Source organism: Capnocytophaga sp. oral taxon 326 str. F0382, from assembly GCF_000318295.1.
In the GTDB taxonomy this organism is placed as follows: Bacteria; Bacteroidota; Bacteroidia; order Flavobacteriales; family Flavobacteriaceae; genus Capnocytophaga; species Capnocytophaga periodontitidis.
This window is the reverse complement of record NZ_KB291436.1, coordinates 11447-32261: the sequence shown is the minus strand read 5'-3', so window position 1 is coordinate 32261 and position 20815 is coordinate 11447. Positions and strand designations below refer to the sequence as shown.

At 39.7% G+C, this 20815-nt stretch carries 21 protein-coding genes; 15 read left to right on the top strand and 6 right to left on the bottom strand.

Annotated elements, in window-relative coordinates; translation table 11 throughout:
- Complete coding sequence (thrA, locus tag HMPREF9073_RS10570) at positions 1-2415, bottom strand: bifunctional aspartate kinase/homoserine dehydrogenase I (protein WP_009413745.1); 2415 nt, start codon at positions 2413-2415, stop codon at positions 1-3.
- Positions 2416-2450: 35 nt separating this feature from the next.
- Positions 2451-3428, bottom strand: a complete 978-nt coding sequence (locus tag HMPREF9073_RS10565) for an alpha/beta fold hydrolase (protein WP_009413744.1) — start codon at positions 3426-3428, stop codon at positions 2451-2453.
- A 453-nt stretch (positions 3429-3881) separates the two neighbouring features.
- On the opposite strand from HMPREF9073_RS10565, the gene HMPREF9073_RS10560 reads away from it, so the two are divergent.
- Positions 3882-4379, top strand: a complete 498-nt coding sequence (locus HMPREF9073_RS10560; RefSeq protein WP_009413743.1) for a lipocalin family protein — start codon at positions 3882-3884, stop codon at positions 4377-4379.
- Between the two features lie 29 nt (positions 4380-4408).
- Here the strand turns inward: HMPREF9073_RS10560 and miaB are convergent, their stop codons facing one another.
- Positions 4409-5857, bottom strand: a complete 1449-nt coding sequence (gene miaB, locus HMPREF9073_RS10555; RefSeq protein WP_009413742.1) for a tRNA (N6-isopentenyl adenosine(37)-C2)-methylthiotransferase MiaB — start codon at positions 5855-5857, stop codon at positions 4409-4411.
- Between the two features lie 160 nt (positions 5858-6017).
- Here miaB and trpS point away from each other — a divergent pair, with 160 nt between their 5' ends.
- The 4 genes from trpS to HMPREF9073_RS10535 are packed head-to-tail and all read left to right on the top strand — an operon-like array spanning position 6018 to position 10001.
- Positions 6018-6986: a tryptophan--tRNA ligase gene (gene trpS / locus HMPREF9073_RS10550; protein WP_009413741.1), complete on the top strand. Its 969-nt coding sequence runs from the start codon at positions 6018-6020 to the stop codon at positions 6984-6986.
- A gap of 1 nt (position 6987) precedes the next feature.
- Positions 6988-7950 carry a Gfo/Idh/MocA family protein gene (locus HMPREF9073_RS10545; protein WP_009413740.1) on the top strand — a complete coding sequence of 321 codons (963 nt, stop codon included), beginning with the start codon at positions 6988-6990 and terminating at the stop codon, positions 7948-7950.
- The gene (locus HMPREF9073_RS10540) at positions 7947-9362 is read left to right on the top strand and encodes an SPOR domain-containing protein (RefSeq protein ID WP_009413739.1); all 1416 of its coding nucleotides are present in this window, start codon (positions 7947-7949) and stop codon (positions 9360-9362) included. The genes HMPREF9073_RS10545 and HMPREF9073_RS10540 overlap by 4 nt, the downstream gene beginning before the upstream one ends.
- 6 nt (positions 9363-9368) lie before the next feature.
- Positions 9369-10001 (top strand): 7-carboxy-7-deazaguanine synthase QueE, encoded by a 633-nt coding sequence (locus tag HMPREF9073_RS10535; RefSeq protein WP_009413738.1) that lies wholly within the window; start codon positions 9369-9371, stop codon positions 9999-10001.
- A 30-nt stretch (positions 10002-10031) separates the two neighbouring features.
- Here the strand turns inward: HMPREF9073_RS10535 and HMPREF9073_RS10530 are convergent, their stop codons facing one another.
- Together HMPREF9073_RS10530 and HMPREF9073_RS10525 are read right to left on the bottom strand one after the other, a co-directional pair.
- Positions 10032-10736 (bottom strand): bifunctional 2-polyprenyl-6-hydroxyphenol methylase/3-demethylubiquinol 3-O-methyltransferase UbiG, encoded by a 705-nt coding sequence (locus HMPREF9073_RS10530; protein WP_009413737.1) that lies wholly within the window; start codon positions 10734-10736, stop codon positions 10032-10034.
- On the bottom strand, positions 10736-11704 hold the full coding sequence (locus tag HMPREF9073_RS10525) for a DUF438 domain-containing protein (protein ID WP_009413736.1): 969 nt from the start codon (positions 11702-11704) through the stop codon (positions 10736-10738). Before HMPREF9073_RS10525 ends, HMPREF9073_RS10530 begins: the two co-directional genes overlap by 1 nt.
- A 109-nt stretch (positions 11705-11813) precedes the next feature.
- Here HMPREF9073_RS10525 and HMPREF9073_RS10520 point away from each other — a divergent pair, with 109 nt between their 5' ends.
- Entirely contained in the window at positions 11814-12098 is a 285-nt protein-coding gene (locus HMPREF9073_RS10520; RefSeq protein WP_034555814.1) for a hypothetical protein, read from the top strand.
- A gap of 680 nt (positions 12099-12778) precedes the next feature.
- Here HMPREF9073_RS10520 and HMPREF9073_RS10510 read toward each other — a convergent pair.
- Entirely contained in the window at positions 12779-13384 is a 606-nt protein-coding gene (locus HMPREF9073_RS10510) for a superoxide dismutase (RefSeq protein ID WP_009413732.1), read from the bottom strand.
- Positions 13385-13538: 154 nt separating this feature from the next.
- Between HMPREF9073_RS10510 and HMPREF9073_RS10505 the strand changes: the two genes are divergently transcribed.
- The 9 genes from HMPREF9073_RS10505 (at position 13539) to HMPREF9073_RS10465 (ending at position 20776) form a co-directional block, all read left to right on the top strand.
- Positions 13539-14411 (top strand): hypothetical protein, encoded by an 873-nt coding sequence (locus HMPREF9073_RS10505; RefSeq protein WP_009413731.1) that lies wholly within the window; start codon positions 13539-13541, stop codon positions 14409-14411.
- 69 nt (positions 14412-14480) lie between these two features.
- Positions 14481-14873, top strand: a complete 393-nt coding sequence (locus HMPREF9073_RS10500) for a hypothetical protein (protein WP_009413730.1) — start codon at positions 14481-14483, stop codon at positions 14871-14873.
- An 81-nt stretch (positions 14874-14954) separates the two neighbouring features.
- On the top strand, positions 14955-15959 hold the full coding sequence (locus tag HMPREF9073_RS10495) for an outer membrane beta-barrel protein (RefSeq protein WP_009413729.1): 1005 nt from the start codon (positions 14955-14957) through the stop codon (positions 15957-15959).
- 30 nt (positions 15960-15989) lie between these two features.
- Entirely contained in the window at positions 15990-16979 is a 990-nt protein-coding gene (locus tag HMPREF9073_RS10490) for a hypothetical protein (RefSeq protein ID WP_009413728.1), read from the top strand.
- Between the two features lie 3 nt (positions 16980-16982).
- Entirely contained in the window at positions 16983-17804 is an 822-nt protein-coding gene (locus tag HMPREF9073_RS10485; protein ID WP_009413727.1) for a carboxypeptidase-like regulatory domain-containing protein, read from the top strand.
- A 105-nt stretch (positions 17805-17909) separates the two neighbouring features.
- The gene (locus HMPREF9073_RS10480; RefSeq protein WP_009413726.1) at positions 17910-18377 is read left to right on the top strand and encodes a DUF192 domain-containing protein; all 468 of its coding nucleotides are present in this window, start codon (positions 17910-17912) and stop codon (positions 18375-18377) included.
- Between the two features lie 86 nt (positions 18378-18463).
- A complete protein-coding gene (locus HMPREF9073_RS10475) occupies positions 18464-19003 on the top strand; it encodes an RNA polymerase sigma factor (RefSeq protein WP_009413725.1) in 540 nt (179 codons plus the stop codon).
- A gap of 2 nt (positions 19004-19005) precedes the next feature.
- Positions 19006-19692 (top strand): hypothetical protein, encoded by a 687-nt coding sequence (locus HMPREF9073_RS10470; RefSeq protein ID WP_009413724.1) that lies wholly within the window; start codon positions 19006-19008, stop codon positions 19690-19692.
- Between the two features lie 16 nt (positions 19693-19708).
- The gene (locus tag HMPREF9073_RS10465; protein ID WP_009413723.1) at positions 19709-20776 is read left to right on the top strand and encodes a hypothetical protein; all 1068 of its coding nucleotides are present in this window, start codon (positions 19709-19711) and stop codon (positions 20774-20776) included.
- Positions 20777-20815: the final 39 nt, after the last annotated feature.

Here is a 20815-nt window from a genome sequence, read left to right as displayed (position 1 = left end):
CTAAAACCTACTTTTCTCTGCTAACCTTAAAATATCGCCAAATACCCCACGTGCGGTTACCGAAGCGCCTGCTCCTGCACCTTGTATTACGATAGGGTTATCGCCGTAAGATTCGGTGTAAATTTCAAAAATAGAATCGGCACCTTTTACCTGACCGAGGGCACTGTTGCGCGGAACCGATACGAGCGATACGTCTAACTGAACCGTTTCGGTAGAAGCTAAGTCGCCGTGAAGGTCGCCTACATAACGCAGTACGTGGTCGGGGGCTTGGGCTTCTTTGATTTGCTGATAAGGCGCATTGAACTCGTCTAAACGTTGCAAAAAGTCTTGCACTGAGCCTTCTCTCAAATGTTCGGGGATAAGGTTTTGTATCTTCACATCAGTGAACTCATTACCTAAATCGAGTTCGCGGGCTAAGATGAGCAGTTTGCGACCTACATCATTACCACAGAGGTCTTCACGAGGGTCGGGTTCGGTATAACCGCTGTTGATAGCGTGCTGGAGCACCTCGCTAAACGGCTTGTTTTCCGCTGAAAAGGTGTTGAACAAATAGCTGAGTGTTCCTGAGAAAATTCCCTTGATACGGGTGATATTCTCACCCGAATGATGCAAGAGGCGAATGGTGTCTATCAATGGTAAGCCTGCCCCTACATTGGTTTCGTAGAGATAAGTTTTTTGGTGTTGTTTGAGAGTTTTGCGCAGTTCTTGGTAAAAGTCAAACGAAATAGTATTCGCTATTTTATTAGCTGAAACCAAGTCGTAACCGCTCTTGATAAGTGGAATATAGTTGTCTACAAAGGTTTTGCTGGCGGTTACATCTACGGCGATGAGGTTCTCCAAGTGATTTTTATCTACAAAGGCTTGCAGAGTGTCGAAGCTATAAGGCACGGCTTCTTTATCGAAGGCAGAGCGCCAATTGTTGCCTATTCCTTTTGCATTGGTGAGCACTTGTTGTGAATTGGCAATCGCAACGATACGCAAACTGATGTTCTTGCGGTGGAGTATATTGTCGTGTGCGGCAATCACTTGGTCGATGAGGGTAGCCCCTACGGTACCTTTACCAAAGATTACCAAGTTGATACGGCGTGAAACCCCAAATATTTCACCGTGAATTACGTTCAATGCCTTGTGGAGTTTTTTGGTTTTGAGTACCAAACTCACGTTTTTGCCCGTTACGGCATTATTGATGAGCAAAGGAACGATTTGGTTGCGTATCAAAGCGTTATAAGGGTGATGAAAAGTAGCAAGCGGTTGTCCTACGATAGAAATTACAGCTACATCTTCTACGATGCTCACACTGCTCACATCATTGGTGTAGAAATCGTGTGAGAATTCCTCGTCTATAGCTGCTTTGGCAAGTTTAGCATCTTTAGAAGCTACTACCAAGCCTACCCCGCGCTCCGATGACCCTTGTGAGATGATACTCACACTGATACCTTTTTGTGCGAGTGCTTTAAAAATACGAGCATCTACCCCCACTTTTCCCAAGAGTCCGCGACCTTCCATCACGATAAGGGCATTGTCTTTAATTACTGAAATCGATTTGATACCTTCTTGCACGCTTTCTTGGTGAATGAGTGTGCCGGCGTCCTCACTGTTGAAAGTGTTTTTGATACGCAACGGAATGCCTTTTTCAATGAGTGGGATAATGGTTTTAGCGTGGAGAATAGAAGCTCCAAAGTTAGCCAACTCATTGGCTTCTTCGTAAGAAAGATGACGTATAATTTTGGCTTCGGGTACTAACTCAGGATTGGCAGTGAAGATACCGTCGACGTGGGTGTAGTTTTGCAGTTCGGAAGCGTTGAGGTAGTTAGCCAAAAGTGCTGCCGAATAGTTACTGCCATTGCGCCCTAAGGTAGTAGTGTCGCCTTTTTCGGTGGAAGCGATAAAGCCCGTAACCACTGCCACACAATTAGGAGGAATGGTTGCAAAGCGGTCGCGGGTGAGTTTTTCGGATATTGAGTTGATGATTTGTGCATTGCCTACCACAGCATCAGTTTTGAAGATTTCACGACTATCCACAAAAGTACTTTCCAAGCCTTTGTGCTGGAGTAGTGTTGCCACGAGTTTAGCCGACATCAGTTCACCTTGTGCTAATACCAAATCTTTGGTCTTAGGGCTGTAGTCTTTCAGTAGCGAAACGCCTTCAAGGAGTTTTTCGAGCAACTGAAATTCGGGCTCAAACGACACACTATCGTTATACTGCTGTTCGTCTTTCAGTTGTTGAAAGTCGGCAGTATAATCCTCGCCTTTACTCGCTTTTTCGAGCAAAGCCTCTAATTCATCGGTAGTGTTGCCTCGTGCTGAAACTACTACTGATAGAGGTTCAGTTTTAGCAAGCCCAGCAATGATACTGAGTACCTTTTCAATGCCGTCATTGGCAAGTGATTTTCCACCAAATTTTAATATCTTCATCTTATAACAATTAACAATTAACAAATTCTTACCTCTTACCTAACAAACACTTTCTTTAAATACTGTTCTAACTGTTTGTGTTCTATCAGGAAAGCATCGTGACCGTGTACGGAGTGGATTTCGTAATAATCTACGGGTTTTCCCATTTCGCGCAGTTCGGTTACGGTATCGCGGTTCTCTTGAGGAACGAAATACAAGTCGGAATCGGTGCTTACGATGGTAATGTGTGCGGTGATAGGCGCTACAGCCTCGGCAAAACTACCGCGTTCTTTTGAAATATCTATCGTTTTTACCAATTGGTTCATCAGTTTGTAGGCGGAGAGTGAGAAGCGTTTGTGCAGCTTGTCGCCGTGGTGTAAGAGCCACGTTTCTACATTGTACAACTGCAACGGAATGTTGGTGGTACGCTCAAACTTGAGTTTCAACGATTGAGGCGTGCGATAACACAACATCGCGTGGAGACGTGCATCGTGCAAGGGGTGTGTAGAGTTTTTGAGTATCTGCTCTTGCAAGAGGCAGTTGCCTATAATCCAGTCGGTTGCTTTCCAATCGGCAGCTACAATTACGAGTTCTTTGAAGAGGGTAGGGGCGAGGGCTGCCATTTCCCAAGCAATACCGCCACCTAACGAGCACCCTACAAGGGCAAATACCTCTTTAAGTCCTAAATGCTCGGTGAGCCCTTGGTTGAAAATGCGCGCTATATCTATACCCGCCCAATGCTCATAATTAGGAATCATATCTTCTTCACGTGCTCCAAAACCATTGCCAGGGATATTAAAAGCTACAACTGTGTATTTAAGGGTATCTATCAATTTTCCTTCACCGATGGCTTCTTTCCACCAGCCGTTTTCACCCGTTACTTGTGAATTGCCTGTAAAAGCGTGGTTTACTACCACCACCGGAGCTGTGCCTAAGGCTTTTCCAAACACTTGATAATACACCCTAAGAGTGGGGATACGCACCCCGTAGGAGGTGACGAAATCAGTAAGGGTATAATGCAAAATATCTGACATAGATTATGGGGAATATTTCTGTAACTATTATTTCAAATAGCGATTTTTTCTATTTGAAACGTAATGTACTCTGTATATGTAATTAAAGCGGCGCAAAAGTAAGAATGTTTTTCTTATAAAACAAGTTTTTGACAATGAATTGTTTAAATTTACTAATTTGCCAATAATCTTATACCTTTACCGAATCATTTAGAATTATCGAGATAATGAAAATTGTTAAACAAAATAAACATTCGTAACTATACACACTTATTTTCTTTGGTAAAAAGGGAGGGTATGAACGAAAAATAACAGTTTTGAAGGCTAAATTTTCAGCTGAAGAGTTAAAAAAAATGAAAGAATGTGTAGATTATTACTATAAATACAATCCACCTACTAAAAAAATACTATTCTCTTGTAGTATCTTCTAAATAAAATTTTGTACATTTGTAGCGAATTTTAAACTTTATACCAATGAAAAAAATATTATTAATAGCACTTTCTGTGATAGCTTTCACAGCGTGCACTAAAAAAGACAATGAGGATACTAAGCATCCTAAAGAATTACAAGGTACTTGGGTTTATGAAAAATCAATTTTGCCTGATGGTAAATTGTTTTCTGAGATAACTTCTTCTGAACAAATAGAATGTTCTAAAAAGACTAAATATACTTTTTATGGTGAGTTTTTAACCTCAGAAGAACATATTTTTAAAGGAGGTAATTGCCAGCAAAATACAGCTAGCGTAAAGTATTTCGTAGAAAATAATAAACTATGTTTAGAAAGTGCTAATGGAGTTGTACTTAAAGCTTATGATATAGTTAGTCTCACCTCCACACAGTTTGTTTTTAAATACAATAGTGAACTTAAAACATTTTTGTACTCTCAAATACCTTATGATCCAGATCTTAAAGGAAAAGGTTATACTATTGATGACATTTTGAATGTAACAATTACTTATCGAAAACTATAAATAAAAAAGCTGCCTCACGGGCAGCTTTTTTATTGTCGTTTATCACTAATTCCTATCGCTTTTCCTATAAGGGTTGTTGAGGTGCAATTTGTTATTTCAACTAATACAAAATCACCTACTTTATAGTCTTCTTTCGGGAATACAACCACAGTGTTTTGGGTGTTGCGACCCATCCATTCAGCAGCTGATTTTTTAGAAGTCCCTTCAATGAGTACTTCAACAACCTTACCTACTTGGGCTTGAGTGCGGTACAAGCTGTGTTTTTGTTGTAAGTCAATAATTTCAGCAAGACGGCGTTTTTTTACTTCTTCAGGTACATCGTCTTCTATTTTGCGGGCGGCTAATGTGCCAGGGCGCTCAGAATAGGCAAACATAAACCCAAAATCGTACTTCACATATTCCATTAGCGAAAGTGTATCGCGGTGATCTTCTTCAGTTTCGGTGGGGAAACCAGCAATCATATCTTGCGAAATAGCACATTCAGGGATGCGTTCGCGTATGCTATCGATGAGTGTGAAGTATTCTTCGCGAGTGTGGAGACGGTTCATTGCTTTGAGAATGCGATTGCTACCGCTCTGTACTGGCAGGTGGATATACTTACAAATATTAGGATGTTTCGCCATTGTGTCAATCACATCAAGGGTCATATCCTGCGGATTAGAAGTAGAAAAGCGGATACGCATTTCAGGCTGAGCTGTAGCTACCATATCGAGGAGTTTTGCGAAGTTGATAGCAGTAGCTTGTTGCATCTCACTTGCTTTGCTAAAATCCTTTTTGAGTCCGCCGCCATACCATAAGTAACTATCTACATTTTGCCCCAAGAGAGTAACCTCTTTAAAGCCGCGCGCTTGGAGGTCGGCGATTTCGTTAAGGATAGAGTAGGGGTCACGGCTGCGCTCACGTCCGCGAGTGAAAGGCACGATGCAGAAAGTGCACATATTGTCGCAACCACGTGTAATCGATACAAATGCTGTTACTCCATTGCTATTGAGACGGATAGGTGCAATATCAGCATAAGTTTCATCTTTAGAGAGAATCACATTCACTGCCTCGCGACCTTCTTCTACTTCTTCAAGAAGATTAGGCAAATCTTTATAAGCATCAGGACCTACCACCATATCCACGATTTTTTCCTCTTCAAGGAAAGCGTGTTTTACCCTTTCAGCCATACAGCCCAATACGCCCACTTTCATCGTCGGTTTCTTGCGTTTGTACACATTGAATTGCTCCAAGCGCTTGCGAATGGTCTGTTCAGCCTTTTCGCGCACCGAACAGGTGTTGATGAGCACCAAATCGGCTTCATCAACTGTGTCGGTAGTGTTATAGCCCGCTTTGGAGAGGATAGAAGCCACAATTTCACTGTCGGAGAAATTCATTTGGCAACCATAACTCTCGATGTATAGTTTTTTGGAATTGTTGTTATCAGCTTGTAGTACAAGGCTTTGCCCTTGTTTACTTTCGTCTATTTCTTTAGCCATAGAGGTTTTGAGTTTCTGAATTGAGGGCGCAAAGATACAAAACAATTGATAATTAACAATTGATAAGTAGCAAAAGAGGACTAATAGCTATTTTGCTATTTCTAAAATATTTATTACCTTTGCGCTTTGAACTAATAATTAACAACTAACGACTGATTATATGGCTCGTGTTTTAACAGGTATTCAAAGTACCGGTACTCCTCATTTGGGGAATATTCTGGGGGCAATTCTCCCCGCTGTGCAAATGGCATCTGATCCTGCTAATGAATCGTTTCTGTTCATTGCCGATATGCACTCTCTCACTCAAATAAAAGACGGCGCTCTCCTTCGCGCCAATACTTATAGCGTCGCTGCCACTTGGTTAGCTTTTGGTTTGGATACAAACAAAGTTACTTTCTACCGCCAGAGCGACGTACCTCAAACAGCTGAACTTTCGTGGTATTTAGCGTGTTTTTTTCCTTACCAACGCCTCACCCTCGCCCATTCGTTTAAAGACAAAATGGACTACCTGCAAGATGTAAATGCAGGGCTCTTTACTTACCCTATGTTGATGGCTGCCGATATTCTTCTTTACGATGCTGAGGTGGTACCTGTAGGTAAAGACCAATTGCAACACCTCGAGATAACTCGCGATGTGGCTTCTCGTTTCAATCATCAAATGGGCGAAACTTTTGTATTGCCACAAGCTAAAATAGAGGAAAAAATAATGATTATCCCCGGTACCGATGGTGAGAAAATGAGCAAATCACGCAACAACTTCATCAATATTTTCTTACCCGAAAAACAACTCCGCAAGCAAATAATGGCAATCCAAACTGATAGTACGCCTTTAGAAGCTCCTAAAGACCCCGATACTTGCAACGTAATGCGCCTCTACCGCCTATTAGCTTCGGATGAGCAAATACAAACGATGGAAGCTGCTTACCGCGCTGGTGGTTACGGTTTTGGCAATGCCAAACAAGCCCTCTACGAACTGATATTAGAAAAATTTGCTACCCCACGTGAACGCTACAATTACTATATGGAGCATTTAGATGAACTCGATGCTATCCTCAAAGAAGGTGCTGCCAAAGCACACCGTGTAGCCGATGAAACTTTGCGTAGGGTACGCACCAAAATAGGATATTAAAATGACAAAACTAAAAGCAGGCGTCCTCGGTGCAGGACATTTAGGAAAGATACATTTGCGATTGCTCAACCAATCGGATAGATATGAACTCGTAGGTTTTTACGACCCCGATGAAGCTAATGCTCAAAAAGTGAGCGAAGAATTTGGCTACAAGCGTTTTGATAGTATAGAAGCCCTTATTGCCGAATGTGATATGGTGGATGTGGTAACTCCAACTCTCAATCACTTTGTGTGTGCTGAAAAGATTATCAAAGCGGGCAAACACCTCTTTATCGAGAAACCTATCGCTACTACAGTAGAAGAAGCTGAAGCGATTATCGCCCTTGCCAAAGCACATCACGTGAAAGGACAAGTAGGTCACGTAGAGCGTTTTAACCCTGCCTTTACAGCTGTACGCAACCAGATTCACAACCCTATGTTCATCGAGGCACACCGTTTGGCTGAGTTCAACCCTCGTGGTACCGATGTACCCGTAGTGCTCGACTTGATGATTCACGATATCGACGTGATTTTGAGCGTTGTAAAATCAAAAGTGAAACACATTTCGGCAAGTAGTGCAATGGTCATCAGTCATTCACCCGATATTACCAATGCCCGTTTGGAGTTTGAAAATGGTTGTGTAGCCAATATCACCGCCAGCCGTATCTCTATGAAAAATATGCGCAAAAGCAGATTTTTCCAAAAAGATGCTTATATTTCGGTAGACTTTTTGGAGAAAAAAGTAGAAGTGGTGAAAATGAAAGACGCCCCCGAAGTGCCGGGTGATTTCGATATGATATTACAAAATGCGGAAGGAGAGCGCCGTCAAATTTATTTTGAATACCCTGAAATACATAATAACAACGCTATCTTAGACGAACTTGAGAGCTTTGCCGATGCTATAGAAAACGATACAACTCCTATGGTTACCCTCGAACAAGGCACTGAAGCCCTTAGAATAGCCAAACAAATTGTAAGTCTATGAAACAACTCATTACGCTCTTAATTTGTGTAGTAGTGAGCCCACTATCAATGGCACAATCTGCTACCGATTTTAAAATCCGCTACGAAACTTTTATCAAAGGGGATATCAAAATTATAGGGAATAACATCCTCAACCGCAAGGAAAAACGCGATACACCTAACGACCCTTACAACGATCGAAGTCCTAAAGCAAAACTCAACGACGAGTTTGATATGCAATACATTGATATTGATAGCGACCCCAGCACATTTTCATCCAGTAGTGCCAACTTCGCGTATGAAAGTGCAGGGGGAGGCAAAGTGGCTTATGCAGGTTTGTACTGGTCGGCTACTTACCCGTATGCTAAAGGACAGCTAAAAGGTAGTAAAAACACTATTATTGATGCTAATAGAGAAGATGCGAGTAGTGTATTACTCAAAATACCTGAGAACAATACTTATGTGCCTATAAACGGCGAATTGATATTTGATGGTCGTACCGATTCCGATTTGAAAAACTCAGCACCTTATGTGTATTACGCCAATGTAACTAATTTGTTAGCAGCTGCAAATACTGTAGAAGGAGAGTACACCGTTGCTAATGTAAAGGCTGCCTTAGGGCAAGTAGAAGGAGGTTCGGCTGCAGGTTGGGCACTCGTGATAGTTTACGAGAATGCCAATAGCAATATCAAAAAAATAATTACTTACGACGGTTTTTCGGCAATTACTAACGACGCTGCTAAAACTTTCACCTTTAGTGGTTTTAAAACTCCTGAAGCAGGTGATTTCAAAACTCGCATTATGGGGGTCACCCTTGAGGGTGATTTTAATATGATGGGCGACAATGTGTCTATAGGTGTACCTGCCAGTGGTAAAACTACCTCTTTAGAAACCAAATTACGCCCTAATCAAAACTTTTTTAGTAGTGCCATTACTTATAACGATGAGCTGGTGAAAACGCGCAAACCTAACAGTGAGAATACTTTAGGCTTCGATATTTTCCGTATGGATATAAAGAACGACAACCAATATCTCATTCCTAACAACGCTACCTCATTAGATTTGAGCTATACCCGTAGTCGCGACCGTTATTATCTGTTTCTCACTGCTTTGGAGATAGAGAACAACCCTAAAGAGATTACCCAATTACACCGCAGTACTCGTGTAACCAAACTTACCGCTAAAGATACTGAAAAAGGATATTACGTGATTGTAGGGGTTTTCCTCAATATCAATAATGTGAACAATAGGGTGGAAGAGATGAAAAAATGGGGCTATGATGCTCAAGTATATTACAACCGCGACCAAGTGCTGAACTTCATTTATGTGGCTCGTTACGACAAGTATGAAGATGCAGTGAAAAAGGTAGACGAAATACGTGAAAATACTGAAATTCCTGACCCTTGGATTTTGGATGTTGCCAATTACGATTAATTTTAGATGTTAAACAAGAATACACAAGTAGCCTTGCAGAAGGGGGAGCTTCTCCCCCTGATGGAGGCTTTTTACAGCTTACAAGGTGAAGGCTTTTACAAAGGAACTGCTGCTTACTTCATTCGCTTAGGCGGTTGTGATGTAGGTTGCCATTGGTGTGATGTAAAGGAAAGTTGGACTGCCGAAGCACACCCTTTAGTGCCTGTAGATACTATTGTAACCGATGCCTTAGCACTCTCCAAAACTATGATCATCACGGGAGGAGAACCCTTGATGTGGAATTTAGATCTCCTTACCGAAAAACTGAGAGCTGCAGGGGCGCGCACTCATATCGAAACTTCAGGGGCTCATCCGCTGTCAGGTACTTTTGATTGGATATGCCTCTCTCCTAAAAAAATAAAACGCCCCGTGGGGGACGTTCTTCAAAAAGCTAATGAGCTGAAAATGGTGATTTACAACAACAACGACTTCCTTTTCGCTGAAGAAATGGCTGCACAAGTATCACCAGATTGCCTGCTCTATCTACAACCCGAGTGGAGCAAACGCGATAAGGTAATCCCCAAGATTGTAGATTATGTAATGGCTCACCCTCAGTGGAAAGCCTCCTTACAAATGCATAAATACCTTGATATTAGGTAAGAGGTGTCAGATTGCTAATTTACTAATCTGCTAATTTGCTAATTTTGCAAGGTAATCAAAGTGTTCACCTTCGGCGATAAGTTCACATTCTAAACCTACTGAAATAGCTACATTCTGCAAAGTATTGTAATCTACATACATCCACGGGAAAGGTTTTTCTTTCTGTCCCTTGTACTTCACCACGTAATCCACTTCTCCGTAATAATCGAAATAGAGCGGTACATCATAACTGCCATCAGGGTTTTCATCGAACATATAGATAATATCAGAAGAGTCGGTGAGGATTTGTCCGTGTGGAGCTAAAAGTGTTTTCAGGTGAGCATAGAAAGCGCCCATTTTTTTGAGTCGTCCGCACATACCAGCGCCATTCATCAGCAAGAGAATAGTGTCGTACTGCCCTGAAGTTTCCAATACATTCTGTACTTGGGCGTTGTGCAAGCCTCGTAATTGGCAAGCCTCAATAGCCTTAGGCGATAGGTCGATAGAATGTACTTCAAGTTTGCGTTCGTTCTGTAAATAGAGTCCGTGAGAGCCTGCCCCACAGCCTACTTCTAATACTTTTCCTTTTGCCATTTGTAGAGCTTTTTGCTCTAATGCAGGCATCTGTTCAAAAGAACGAAACAAATAAGGCAAGGGCAATACATCTTCCTCGGAAATAGTAGTTTCCGTTTTAATATCTTCAGTATATTGCCCTTGCTGATAATCTAAAATAGCTTGTCCGAATAAGTCTTTCATCAGTTATCCCATTCTAATAAGCGGCGTTCACCTTCTATTTTTTGAATATCGGTGATATCTTGCGACATTTCAATCACGCCTTTGTAGTTCTTTTCTTTATCGCGTACTGCAAAATAACGCACATAGATAAGGCGACCGCGATAATTGAACCAGAAATTAGCTTCGTTTTGTGTGCCTGCACGGAAGTTCTCTACAATTTTGAGCACCGTGCCTACACTCTTAGGAGGGTGACAGAACTTCACTTCGCGCCCTATAATACCAGCACTGCGAGGGAATACACGTTCCTCACCGCGGTTGTAGAAAATCACGCGGTCGTGTTCATCTACAAAAGTGATATCAATAGGGAGAGTTTTGAGCAAGAGGTTTACCTGTTCAACAGTCATATAGCCCTCATCATAATGGGCAGCAGCATCATCAAATTTAACATCGGTGCGGCGTTCGGTATCCATTGAAGGGTGTACATATACAGGTTCATTGGGGTTGTTGTTAGGGTAGGGGGCAGGTTCATCTTTCAGCATCCAGCCTATTTCTTCCTCGCCTTTGCGCATTTCAATCCAATCTTCTTCGGTGAGCAACTGCAAAGCATTAGGGAAGAGAATATTAGCTTCTACATTTAGCAAACGACCTAAGTTTTCTTCGATATAGCGCACATTAGTTTGTGCCGCATCAAGGTCTTTTTCTTCTAAGTTTTTGCGTACTAAGCGGAAGATATCGCGAATGGTATCGTGAAAAGACCACATATTCTGTGAAGGATTCATCCAGCCGCGTTTTTCCAAGAAAGGAAAGAGCTGGTTTTCCTTGCGAGCAAAGTGTTTTTCTACGGTTGCCAAATGGTTGAACACGTTGTAGAATTTCTGATAATCGGTATGAGGGTCTATGCTAAGTAGCTCGTCCATTAGTGAGTAAATAAGGTCAGCTTCAAGCATATAGGTATGCACGGGGTGTCCTGCGGGTAAAGTTTGTTCCATAAATGATTTTATTTTAGGAGGCAAAGGTATGAAATAATTTGCTAATTTACCAATTTGTTGATTAGCAAATCAAAAAAAGATGTATATTTGTACCTTAAAAAATAACATTGTGAAAGAGTTCATTCATATAGGGCAGCGGTTGATTTTATTAGTTGTAGTATGGATATTGTCATTCATTCCTATCTCGATATTCACTACTAAAAGTTCTTGTGCGACAGGTGATGTGTTTGTATTTGCCTTTTGGATAGGATTATTTTGTGGACTTTATGGTGTATTTTTGGCGATAGAGGCTTATTTTTTGTCGCAGAAGCGAGAGCGAGGTTGTGTTATAGCAAATATAGTAATGGCTATTCCTCTATTGTTGTTACTGTTAGGAGCGTTAGCTTTGCTATAGCTAATAAATTGGGGGATAGGGTTTAAATGTAAAACCTTCTGAATCCAATGAAACTATATGGAATTATTTTTATAAAAATTACAGCAAATGATGAACGTGCTTTATTATTATATTTATCTTTTTAATGTGAAGTTTTTGCCTTATACTTTCCCAGATTTAAACACTGTTTGGATATTAGGATCTTTATTTGCTTTAATAGTCAATTCTTCATTTAATATGGGATTGGCATATTTTTTCGGTTATACTTTAGGTCGTTTTCAAATACTAAGTTAATAATACTTCTGGTGATTTTCTTTCACTTTAAATACGATAGAAGTGGTAGAGGAAAACGAATTGTTAAAAAAGAAAAACCTAAGTTTTTGGGTAGCAATATAGCTTCTATAATACTAACAATTTTATTTTTTTTGATAAGTATATCATTCTTTTTATTTAGTGAAGATGTAGTAAGAGAGATATTAGAAAAGAAAAAAGCTACTACCTTACCTATGTAATCAAAAAGATGTATATTTGTTCTTTAAAATCATTATAACTATGGAAGAAGTGCTACCTCATATTGCTAAACGCGTTTTATTGCTCATATTATTGTGGATACTTCCATTTTTTATAACCATATTCGTCTTTAAAATATAAAAAGCCCCCTAATCTCTCAGGAGGCTTTTTGTATTGTGTTTGTCGTGCTACTACTTATGTGCGCTGTAGAGTTCAGCAACTTTTGCCCAATTGATTACGTTAAAAAACGCTTCGATATAATCAGGACGACGGTTTTGATAATGCAAGTAGTAAGCGTGTTCCCATACATCTAATCCTAAGATAGGAAAACCGCCACAACCTGTGTTAGGCATCAACGGGTTATCTTGATTTGCAGTAGAGCAAATCTCTACTTTGCCGCCTTTGTGAACGCAAAGCCAAGCCCAGCCTGAGCCAAAACGAGTAGCTGCAGCTTTGCTAAAAGCCTCTTTAAAACCTTCAAAACTGCCAAAAGCCTCATCAATTGCTTTAGCGAGTTCTCCAGTAGGTTTGCCACCGCCATTGGGGCTCATTATTTCCCAAAAAAGATTGTGATTGTAGAATCCACCAGCGTTGTTGCGAAGCGCAGCGTTGTTCATATTGAGGTTTGTAAGAATCTCCTCAATACTTTTGCCTTCTACCCCAGCAGAAGCCAAAGCGGCATTCAAGTTGGTTGTATAGGCATTATGGTGTTTTGTATGGTGAATTTCCATTGTACGCGCATCGATATAAGGCTCAAGTGCGTTGTAAGCATAAGGTAATGCAGGTAGTGTAAACATAATATATTCTTTTTAAATTTGTTGCAAAATTACTATAAAAATAAATGAGTGAGAGTATTTTAGCAATAGATTTTTCTTATAAAGCTATAGTTTTATTTGTAAAAGAGAGCAGTTTTACTTATTTTTGTGAACTAAATAATATAAGTTGTTAATTATGAAACGTTGTATTCTATTTTTCTTTTGTAGTTTCTTGTGGGCTACCTATGCACAAGAATTGCCCTTGTTAGACCGTCTTTCAGCTATCAAAAACGACGATAGAGATTTTTATGCGATTGATGGCTATACCATTACCAATGAAGATTTGAAACTTCCTTTTGATGAAAACGGCTTTAAGAAGGCTTACCGAAAATTGAAAATCAATGCGCAAGACGCGCAGCCTAACCCTCGCATACTCACTGATAACTATGTGGTTAATAGAGATAAAGAGGGGTATGTAGAGTCTCTTTATTTTGTGAAAAACTCAGCAAATACTATTTCCCTTGTTTGGTTTTCAAAACTGAGAGACAGAGAGGTTGAGGTAGAAGAAGCCGTAGTGAATCTTATTGTAGAAAATAAAATCCCCCAAGAACTATTTGCTCCTGTCGATGCCAATAGCATCAATTTTGCAGGACGAAAAATCCCGATGTTAAACGACTGTTATTTCACGGGTATCAACATAGTGCAATGCCCTTACAACGGCGAAATGAATTGGGGAATATACCGCACCTTAGAAGACGCTCAACAAGCGGTAACCGACCAGTTTGCAGCCAACAAACAGCGCAAGATGTTCAAACCTATAGAAGAGCAAGAAGTAGAAGTGCTTTTTGAAGAGGTACCCACCAAAGCCAAGAGAGTAGTGTTTGATATCAAGGGAATTGCATCAGCTTTAGCAGGGATGTCGGGCGGAAAAACCCTTACGGTTTACTATGTAGCACAAGTAGTGCGCAATCGCCCTATTGCTTGTGTGATGAGCTTTTGGAATAATGATAATATCAATGCTACAACAGGCTTGCCTCTGCTTTTAAGTCGTGTAATGCAATTGAAATAAAGGTTAATTTGCTAATTTGTAAATTATTTGTACTTTTGCACCATTAAATAATTCTAAAAATAACAAACAATGAAAAAAACAATTCTTTTATTAGTTGCTATCTTTGCGATGGTAGCTTGCGGCAAAAGCGATGACAAAGGAGATGGAGGTTCTTCCTCAGGAAAATTTAATCCTCCTAATTGGATTCAAGGTAAATGGTTAAACAAATCAGCTGGAGGAAACATAGGTTATGAATTTGCAAAAAATGATATTTGCATTATAGCTAATGCTACAACTTTATGTTATGGTAGTGGGGTAAATGCAGATTTCATTACTAACGTTAAAGAAGAATCAACAGATAAAGTCTATAAAGTTTCTTTCACAGTGAGTGGTACTACAATGAAATCTTATGAATTTACTAAAGTATCAGATAAAACTATCACTTCTAATGAGCATCCAGGTATGATATTGACTAAACAATAAATAACATATCTAAAAAAAAGACTTAACTCCTTCTGCGTTAAGTCTTTTTTATTTATAAATCAAACAAAATAAATCCCCATTATGAAACAAATTGTATCACTCATTGCTCTATGCCTCGCTCCTTATCTTTGGGCACAAACTCCTTCTGAAAACATTATCCAGAAATCAAAAAATACGTTTGACTCCTTAAAACTTGCTGAAAATAACCAGATGTATTATAAATTGGAGTTGCTTAGATACTTGTTTGATAAAGAGAAAATTACCTCAGAACAGTATGACAAAATGGCAAAGGAAATCCGCGAGGCTAACGAGCAACACATTCTGCTACATTACTACAAACAAGCCTTGCAATTGAACTCTGAACTCCAGCAAAAAAACTCTCAAATCGCTATAGATACCGTTCCTAAAATAACCACTCTTGATAGCCTCATTACCGATGAACAGAAAGCTGCTTACGAAGAAGAAAAAAGACAGTTCTATATGAATAGAAGGCAATATAATGACGATAAATATAGTAAAATATACCCCCGACCATATATGGCAATGGGCTTGCAAACGGCAATAGGCGACAACAATCAACTTAAACCTCATCTCCATACCGATTTAGGTTTGGGACTTATAGCACGCATCAGCAAAAAACAACGACTCTTCTTTAGCACAGGCTTGGTGTGGCAAAACAACCGATTTGAAATCAAAGGCGATAACTATTTTATAACAGAAAATGAAACCTCGCGCTTAGTGCCTTATGGAAAACCCTTGAAAAGCTCAAAATTGCGTCTACATTACCTTATCATCCCTATCGAATTGCAAAAGAAAATTAGAAGAGAAAGCCATATAGGAATAGGTTGTTATTTTGGTGCTCTCATAGATGCTACTCAAAAAATTAAATATGAAGAAAATGATGAGGATTACAAACTCGTTCTTCGCAACAATCTAAAGCCTAATAGAGCCACTTATGGGGTTTCTGCTCAAATAGGCTATGGAGGTTTTGCTATCTATGCCAAATACAGCTTAGCTCCTCTCTTCCAAAATAGTCCTACCGAGATACATCCCCTTTCTATAGGATTGAGTTTTTATCTCAATTGACAAATTGACAAATTGAAAAATCAAAAAACGATGAAACAATTTTTATCATTTATCTTCCTGCTTTTGGCAGCAAATCTCTTAGCTCAGAATCCTTTTGAAAGAGAGATTTTACAATCGAAATATACCATCGATTCATTGGTAGCTACCGAAAAGAAACTGATGTTACAGAAGGAGGAAGCTATTCAACAGTTGCTTAGCGAAGGAAAAATTACCAAAAAGCAAAGCGTGAAAATGCTCAAAGAAATTAAAGAGGTATGGCAACACAATGTACAAGTGCACAGCTATAAAGAGGGCTTGCGCCTCTCAACGCTTATCCAGAAAAAAGCTACTGAAATAAAATTAGATACCTTGCTTCGCTCTTCGAATCTCGATAGCGTAATGACTGTTGAAGAGAGAAAACAGTATCGCCAAAAAATGCAAGCTATAGATTCTCTCCCTGAAAATTCTTTAAAAGAAGAAGCTAAAACAAACATCAACATAAGCTTTGGGGTAGGGATGCGCGCTGCTATAAACAGCAATTTCAAACCTGCTACCTCTGTTGAATTAGCTTTTATAGCTAGTACACGTATTCATTCCGCTAAACGCTTGTACCTTCAATACGGTTTTTCGGTAGTAGGTGAAAGTTTAAATATCAAAAACAATAAGTATTTTGTTCTTGACAACGAAGTTACTAAATTGGTGCCTTATGAGCGTTCTTTAGATGTATCTCGCTTGCGCACAAGTTATTTCACATTGATGGCAGGTGTAGAAAAGAAGTTCCCTTCAAAAATTCGTATAGGGGCAGGAGGTTACTTTGGTAGCCTGATAAATGCTAAACAGAGAATAAAATACGGAGAAGGTGATAAAGACTATGATGTATGGCTAAAACACGATATAAAGGCAAATCCACTCACTTATGGGCTTTCAGCACATATAGGCTATGGCGTTATAGCCTTGTATGCCAAATATAGTTTAGCTCCCCTTTTCAAAAATAGTACTGATAACACATACCCCTTTGTAATAGGTCTCAAATTCTGGTAATATATGCTAAAATTTTACTTCTTTCTGTTGTCAATATTCTTTTCACTGCCTTGTTTAGCACAAAATAGGGTGGTAAATACCCATCACGAGCCTATAGAATACGTAAATGTAGGGATAGTAGGCACTAATAAAGGAATTATTAGTGATGAAAATGGCTATTTTTCACTTGAAAAACTCGGGGCAAAACCTACAGATAGCATCTATTTTTCTCATTTAAGCTATCAACATAAAGTATTAGCCTATCGCGATATTTCCAAAGAAATACAACTTACCGAAGCTGTGATCGACTTGCCTACTACTACCCTAAAAATGAAAAAACCTAAAGTGCGTGACGTAAAAAGTAAAGGAATCACAACCTTTTTTACGCTCTACGGCGAGATGAAACACTATTTTCAAGAAGAAAATGGAGTGTTATCGGAATTAGGTGATTTTGTAACCCTCCCTAATGATACCCAGCTCACCGAGTTCAGTATTGAGGTGAAAGAAAGCACTTTCTATTTAGCAGTATTACGCGTAGTAGTGTATCAAACCGATAAAGAGCACAAAACCTTTACCCCCCTGATTAAAGAACCTATCTACATCAATCTATTCCCTACCGATAAACCACAAACGTTTACCCATAAACTATCAATATTAGCACCCAAAGGCGAATTGTGGGTAGGGGTACAATTTGTAGAAATGAGAGGCAAGGACGATGCGACCCTCTCCTTCCACGGCACTACCAATACCTGCTGGTTACGTTTCCCTAACAATACCATTAGAAAAGTAAACCGAGGATTAGGAATCCCCTTTACTGTAAAAGGCTACGACCTCATTAAACAATAAAACCCAACTTTGCTAAAGTTAAATAATTTGCTAATTGACAAATTTTTTAATTATTTTCCAACCTTTTTATTTTTTCTTCGTTTATAAGGGCAAATTGGAGGACTTATGAAAAAGAAAATATTTACATCTGCCAAACTATTGCTGATAGGAGTTGTCCTATTGTGCTACCTTGTTTTTAGCGCTTGTTCAGCACTCACGCTTGAGTTTGAAGAGAGGGACTTGACCATTACAAATCTTGACGGCAAGACCATTCCCATAAGAGTTGAGCTTGCTCGCTCCATACGAGAGATGTCAAAAGGTTATATGGGGCGTGAGAATATTCCCGAAGGAACGGGTATGCTTTTTATCTTTAAAAGAGACGAAAAGTTAAGCTTTTGGATGAAAGATACGCCTACCCCCCTTTCGATTGCGTTCATTAACTCGAATGGCGAAATTCGCGAAACACGCGATATGACACCGTTCAGCCATCAAAGTGTGGACTCATCGGAACCTGTGCGTTATGCTCTTGAAGTGCCTCAAGGATGGTTTGAAAAAAACAACATAGGAAAGGGCTGTATAATCAAACTGCCGTAACCGATGAAGTTGAACAATCTCCTGTTTTCTACATCGTACTTAATTTGAACCTTAAAAAGAATAAATCATTCATCATTTAAAGAAAAATGCAAATCGACCATCGTCTCATCGAGAAAGCTCAGCGCAACGACCGCTTAGCGCAAAAGCAGTTGTACGACCAGTACGCTCCTGCTTTGCTGAGTGTGTGTAGGCTGTACATCAACGATTTGCAATTCGCCGAAGATGCCCTGCTAAAAGCCTTCTTCAAAATTTTTACGAATCTCTCTAAGTATGAAGAACAAGAGCACTTCTATGCTTGGATGCGGCGAATCGCTGTAAATGAGTGTATAGATTTCCTCAAAAGCAAAGCCCAAAAGCTATCTTTCGCCGACTGGAGTGACACTTACGACATAATAGATGATGTCTACTTAGAGAATGAAACTTTTAGCGAATCCGAAATACAATCCTTTGTAGACCAATTGCCTACCGCGTGCCGTACCGTTTTCAACCTCTATGTGTTTGAGGACTATTCACACAAGCAAATCGCCGAAGAACTTTCTATCAGCGAAGGTACTTCTAAATCACAATTGGCGTATGCCAAAAAACTTTTGCAACAACACGTAACAACTTATAAAAAAAGAGCTTAAAAATGTGGAAAGACAATATACAACGCCTGTTTAGGTACAGAAAAATCAACCCTTCACCTGCTTTGTGGGAGCAATTAGAAGCCCAATTAGCCGAGAGTGAAACCTTGCCAACTGAGCAAAAGAGCCGAAAACTGTGGTATTACACTGCGGCAGCTGCGGTACTGTTATGCCTTGCAATAGGATATTTGTGGCAACAACACACTGAAACCAATAATGACCTTCAAGTCTCAAAAAAACTCATTGTTGTAAAGTCATCAGTTCCCACAACCAGCCCGCACCCTACAGTGCCTACAACTCTTAAAGACAGCCAGTGCAGTTCATACCCTTCAATTCTCAAAAATAGCCAGTATGACTCATATCTCACTTCCTCAGAAGAGGTGATTACCCTTATTGATATCAATGCAGTAGATACTCTTTTTACCCAGTATACTGCCAATGCTATACAAAACCGAATCACCAAGCAGATGGAAACCCAAATGGCTGCCGATTTGCAGCACCTATCCCCCGAATATTTAGCACTTGTAGCTACTACTCAAGCAGAACTCAACCAGTATGTTACTGAAAAATATCAGCAAGATAAAACCTTCAACACCATTGAGAAAGAACAACTGAAGGACAAAGTAAAACTCTTAGCTGAAAAGCTACTCAAAGAAATAGGAACACGTGTCGTATTAAATAATAAAAGTTAAAAACAAGTATCAAAAAATGAAAACATTACATCTATTATGGATGACTTGCTTGTTGGCGACAAGCGTCATCACCGCACAAAATAATTCCGAAGAGGCTATCAAAAAATCAAAAGCCACAATTGATTCTATAGTTTCTTCAGAAAAAGAAACGCTCAAGAAAAAACTTTCAGCCGTTAATGAACTGCTTAAAGATAAGAAAATCACCGAAGAACTGGGCTTACAGATAAAAGAAGACCTCACAGCCACTACCGAGAAGAATATCAAAGAAAAAACAGCTGCCGAGGCTGAGCTTTTGGCAAAACTTATACGCGAGCAAGTAGATTCAAAGGCTACTGTAAATACTCTTGACACCCTTAATGTGAATAAAGCCAAGGACTATTTGCGTGCAATGCAAGAATTAGAAAAAATTCTCCGAAGAAAAGAAGACGAAAAACCAAATACCGATCGCGCTTCTCACGATATAAATCTTTATACAGCCATAGGTTTTCACAACTTAAATAGTAGTGATGGTTTTGGCGATAATCGTTTTAAAACTGCAGGATCTAAATCCTTTGAAATGGGCTTTACCTCAAGCTTTCGTTTGCTAAAAACCAACAATCTATTCCATATCAACTACGGGGTTGCGTGGATGCACAACGGACTCAAATTCAAAGAAAGCGAGTATTTTGTAAGAGAAAACGATGTGACAAAATCGGTGCCTTATACCGCTAATAAACTCAACAAATCAAAATTGCGCACCAATTACGCCATTGTACCTATAGATTTTGAGTTTGATTTTACTCCCCCCACTAAAACTAAAAAAGGAGTTACAATCTACCCCACTCACGAAAGTTTTAGAGTAGGATTTGGTGGCTATGTAGGGGTATTGATAGACAGCAGTCAGAAAATAAGATATGACGATGGGGGTACTCATAAAAATGTGATAAGAGAAGACCTAAATATTAGCCCTTGGATATACGGACTTTCAGCGCATTTAGGATATAAAAGTTGTGTGCTTTACGCGCGTTACAGCCTTGTACCACTCTTCCGCAACAACCCAGTAAACGAATATCCTTTCTCTATAGGAATACGCTTTGCAGATTAAGCAAATAGGGGCTGTCCGAAAAGTCTAAAAATCGCTTTT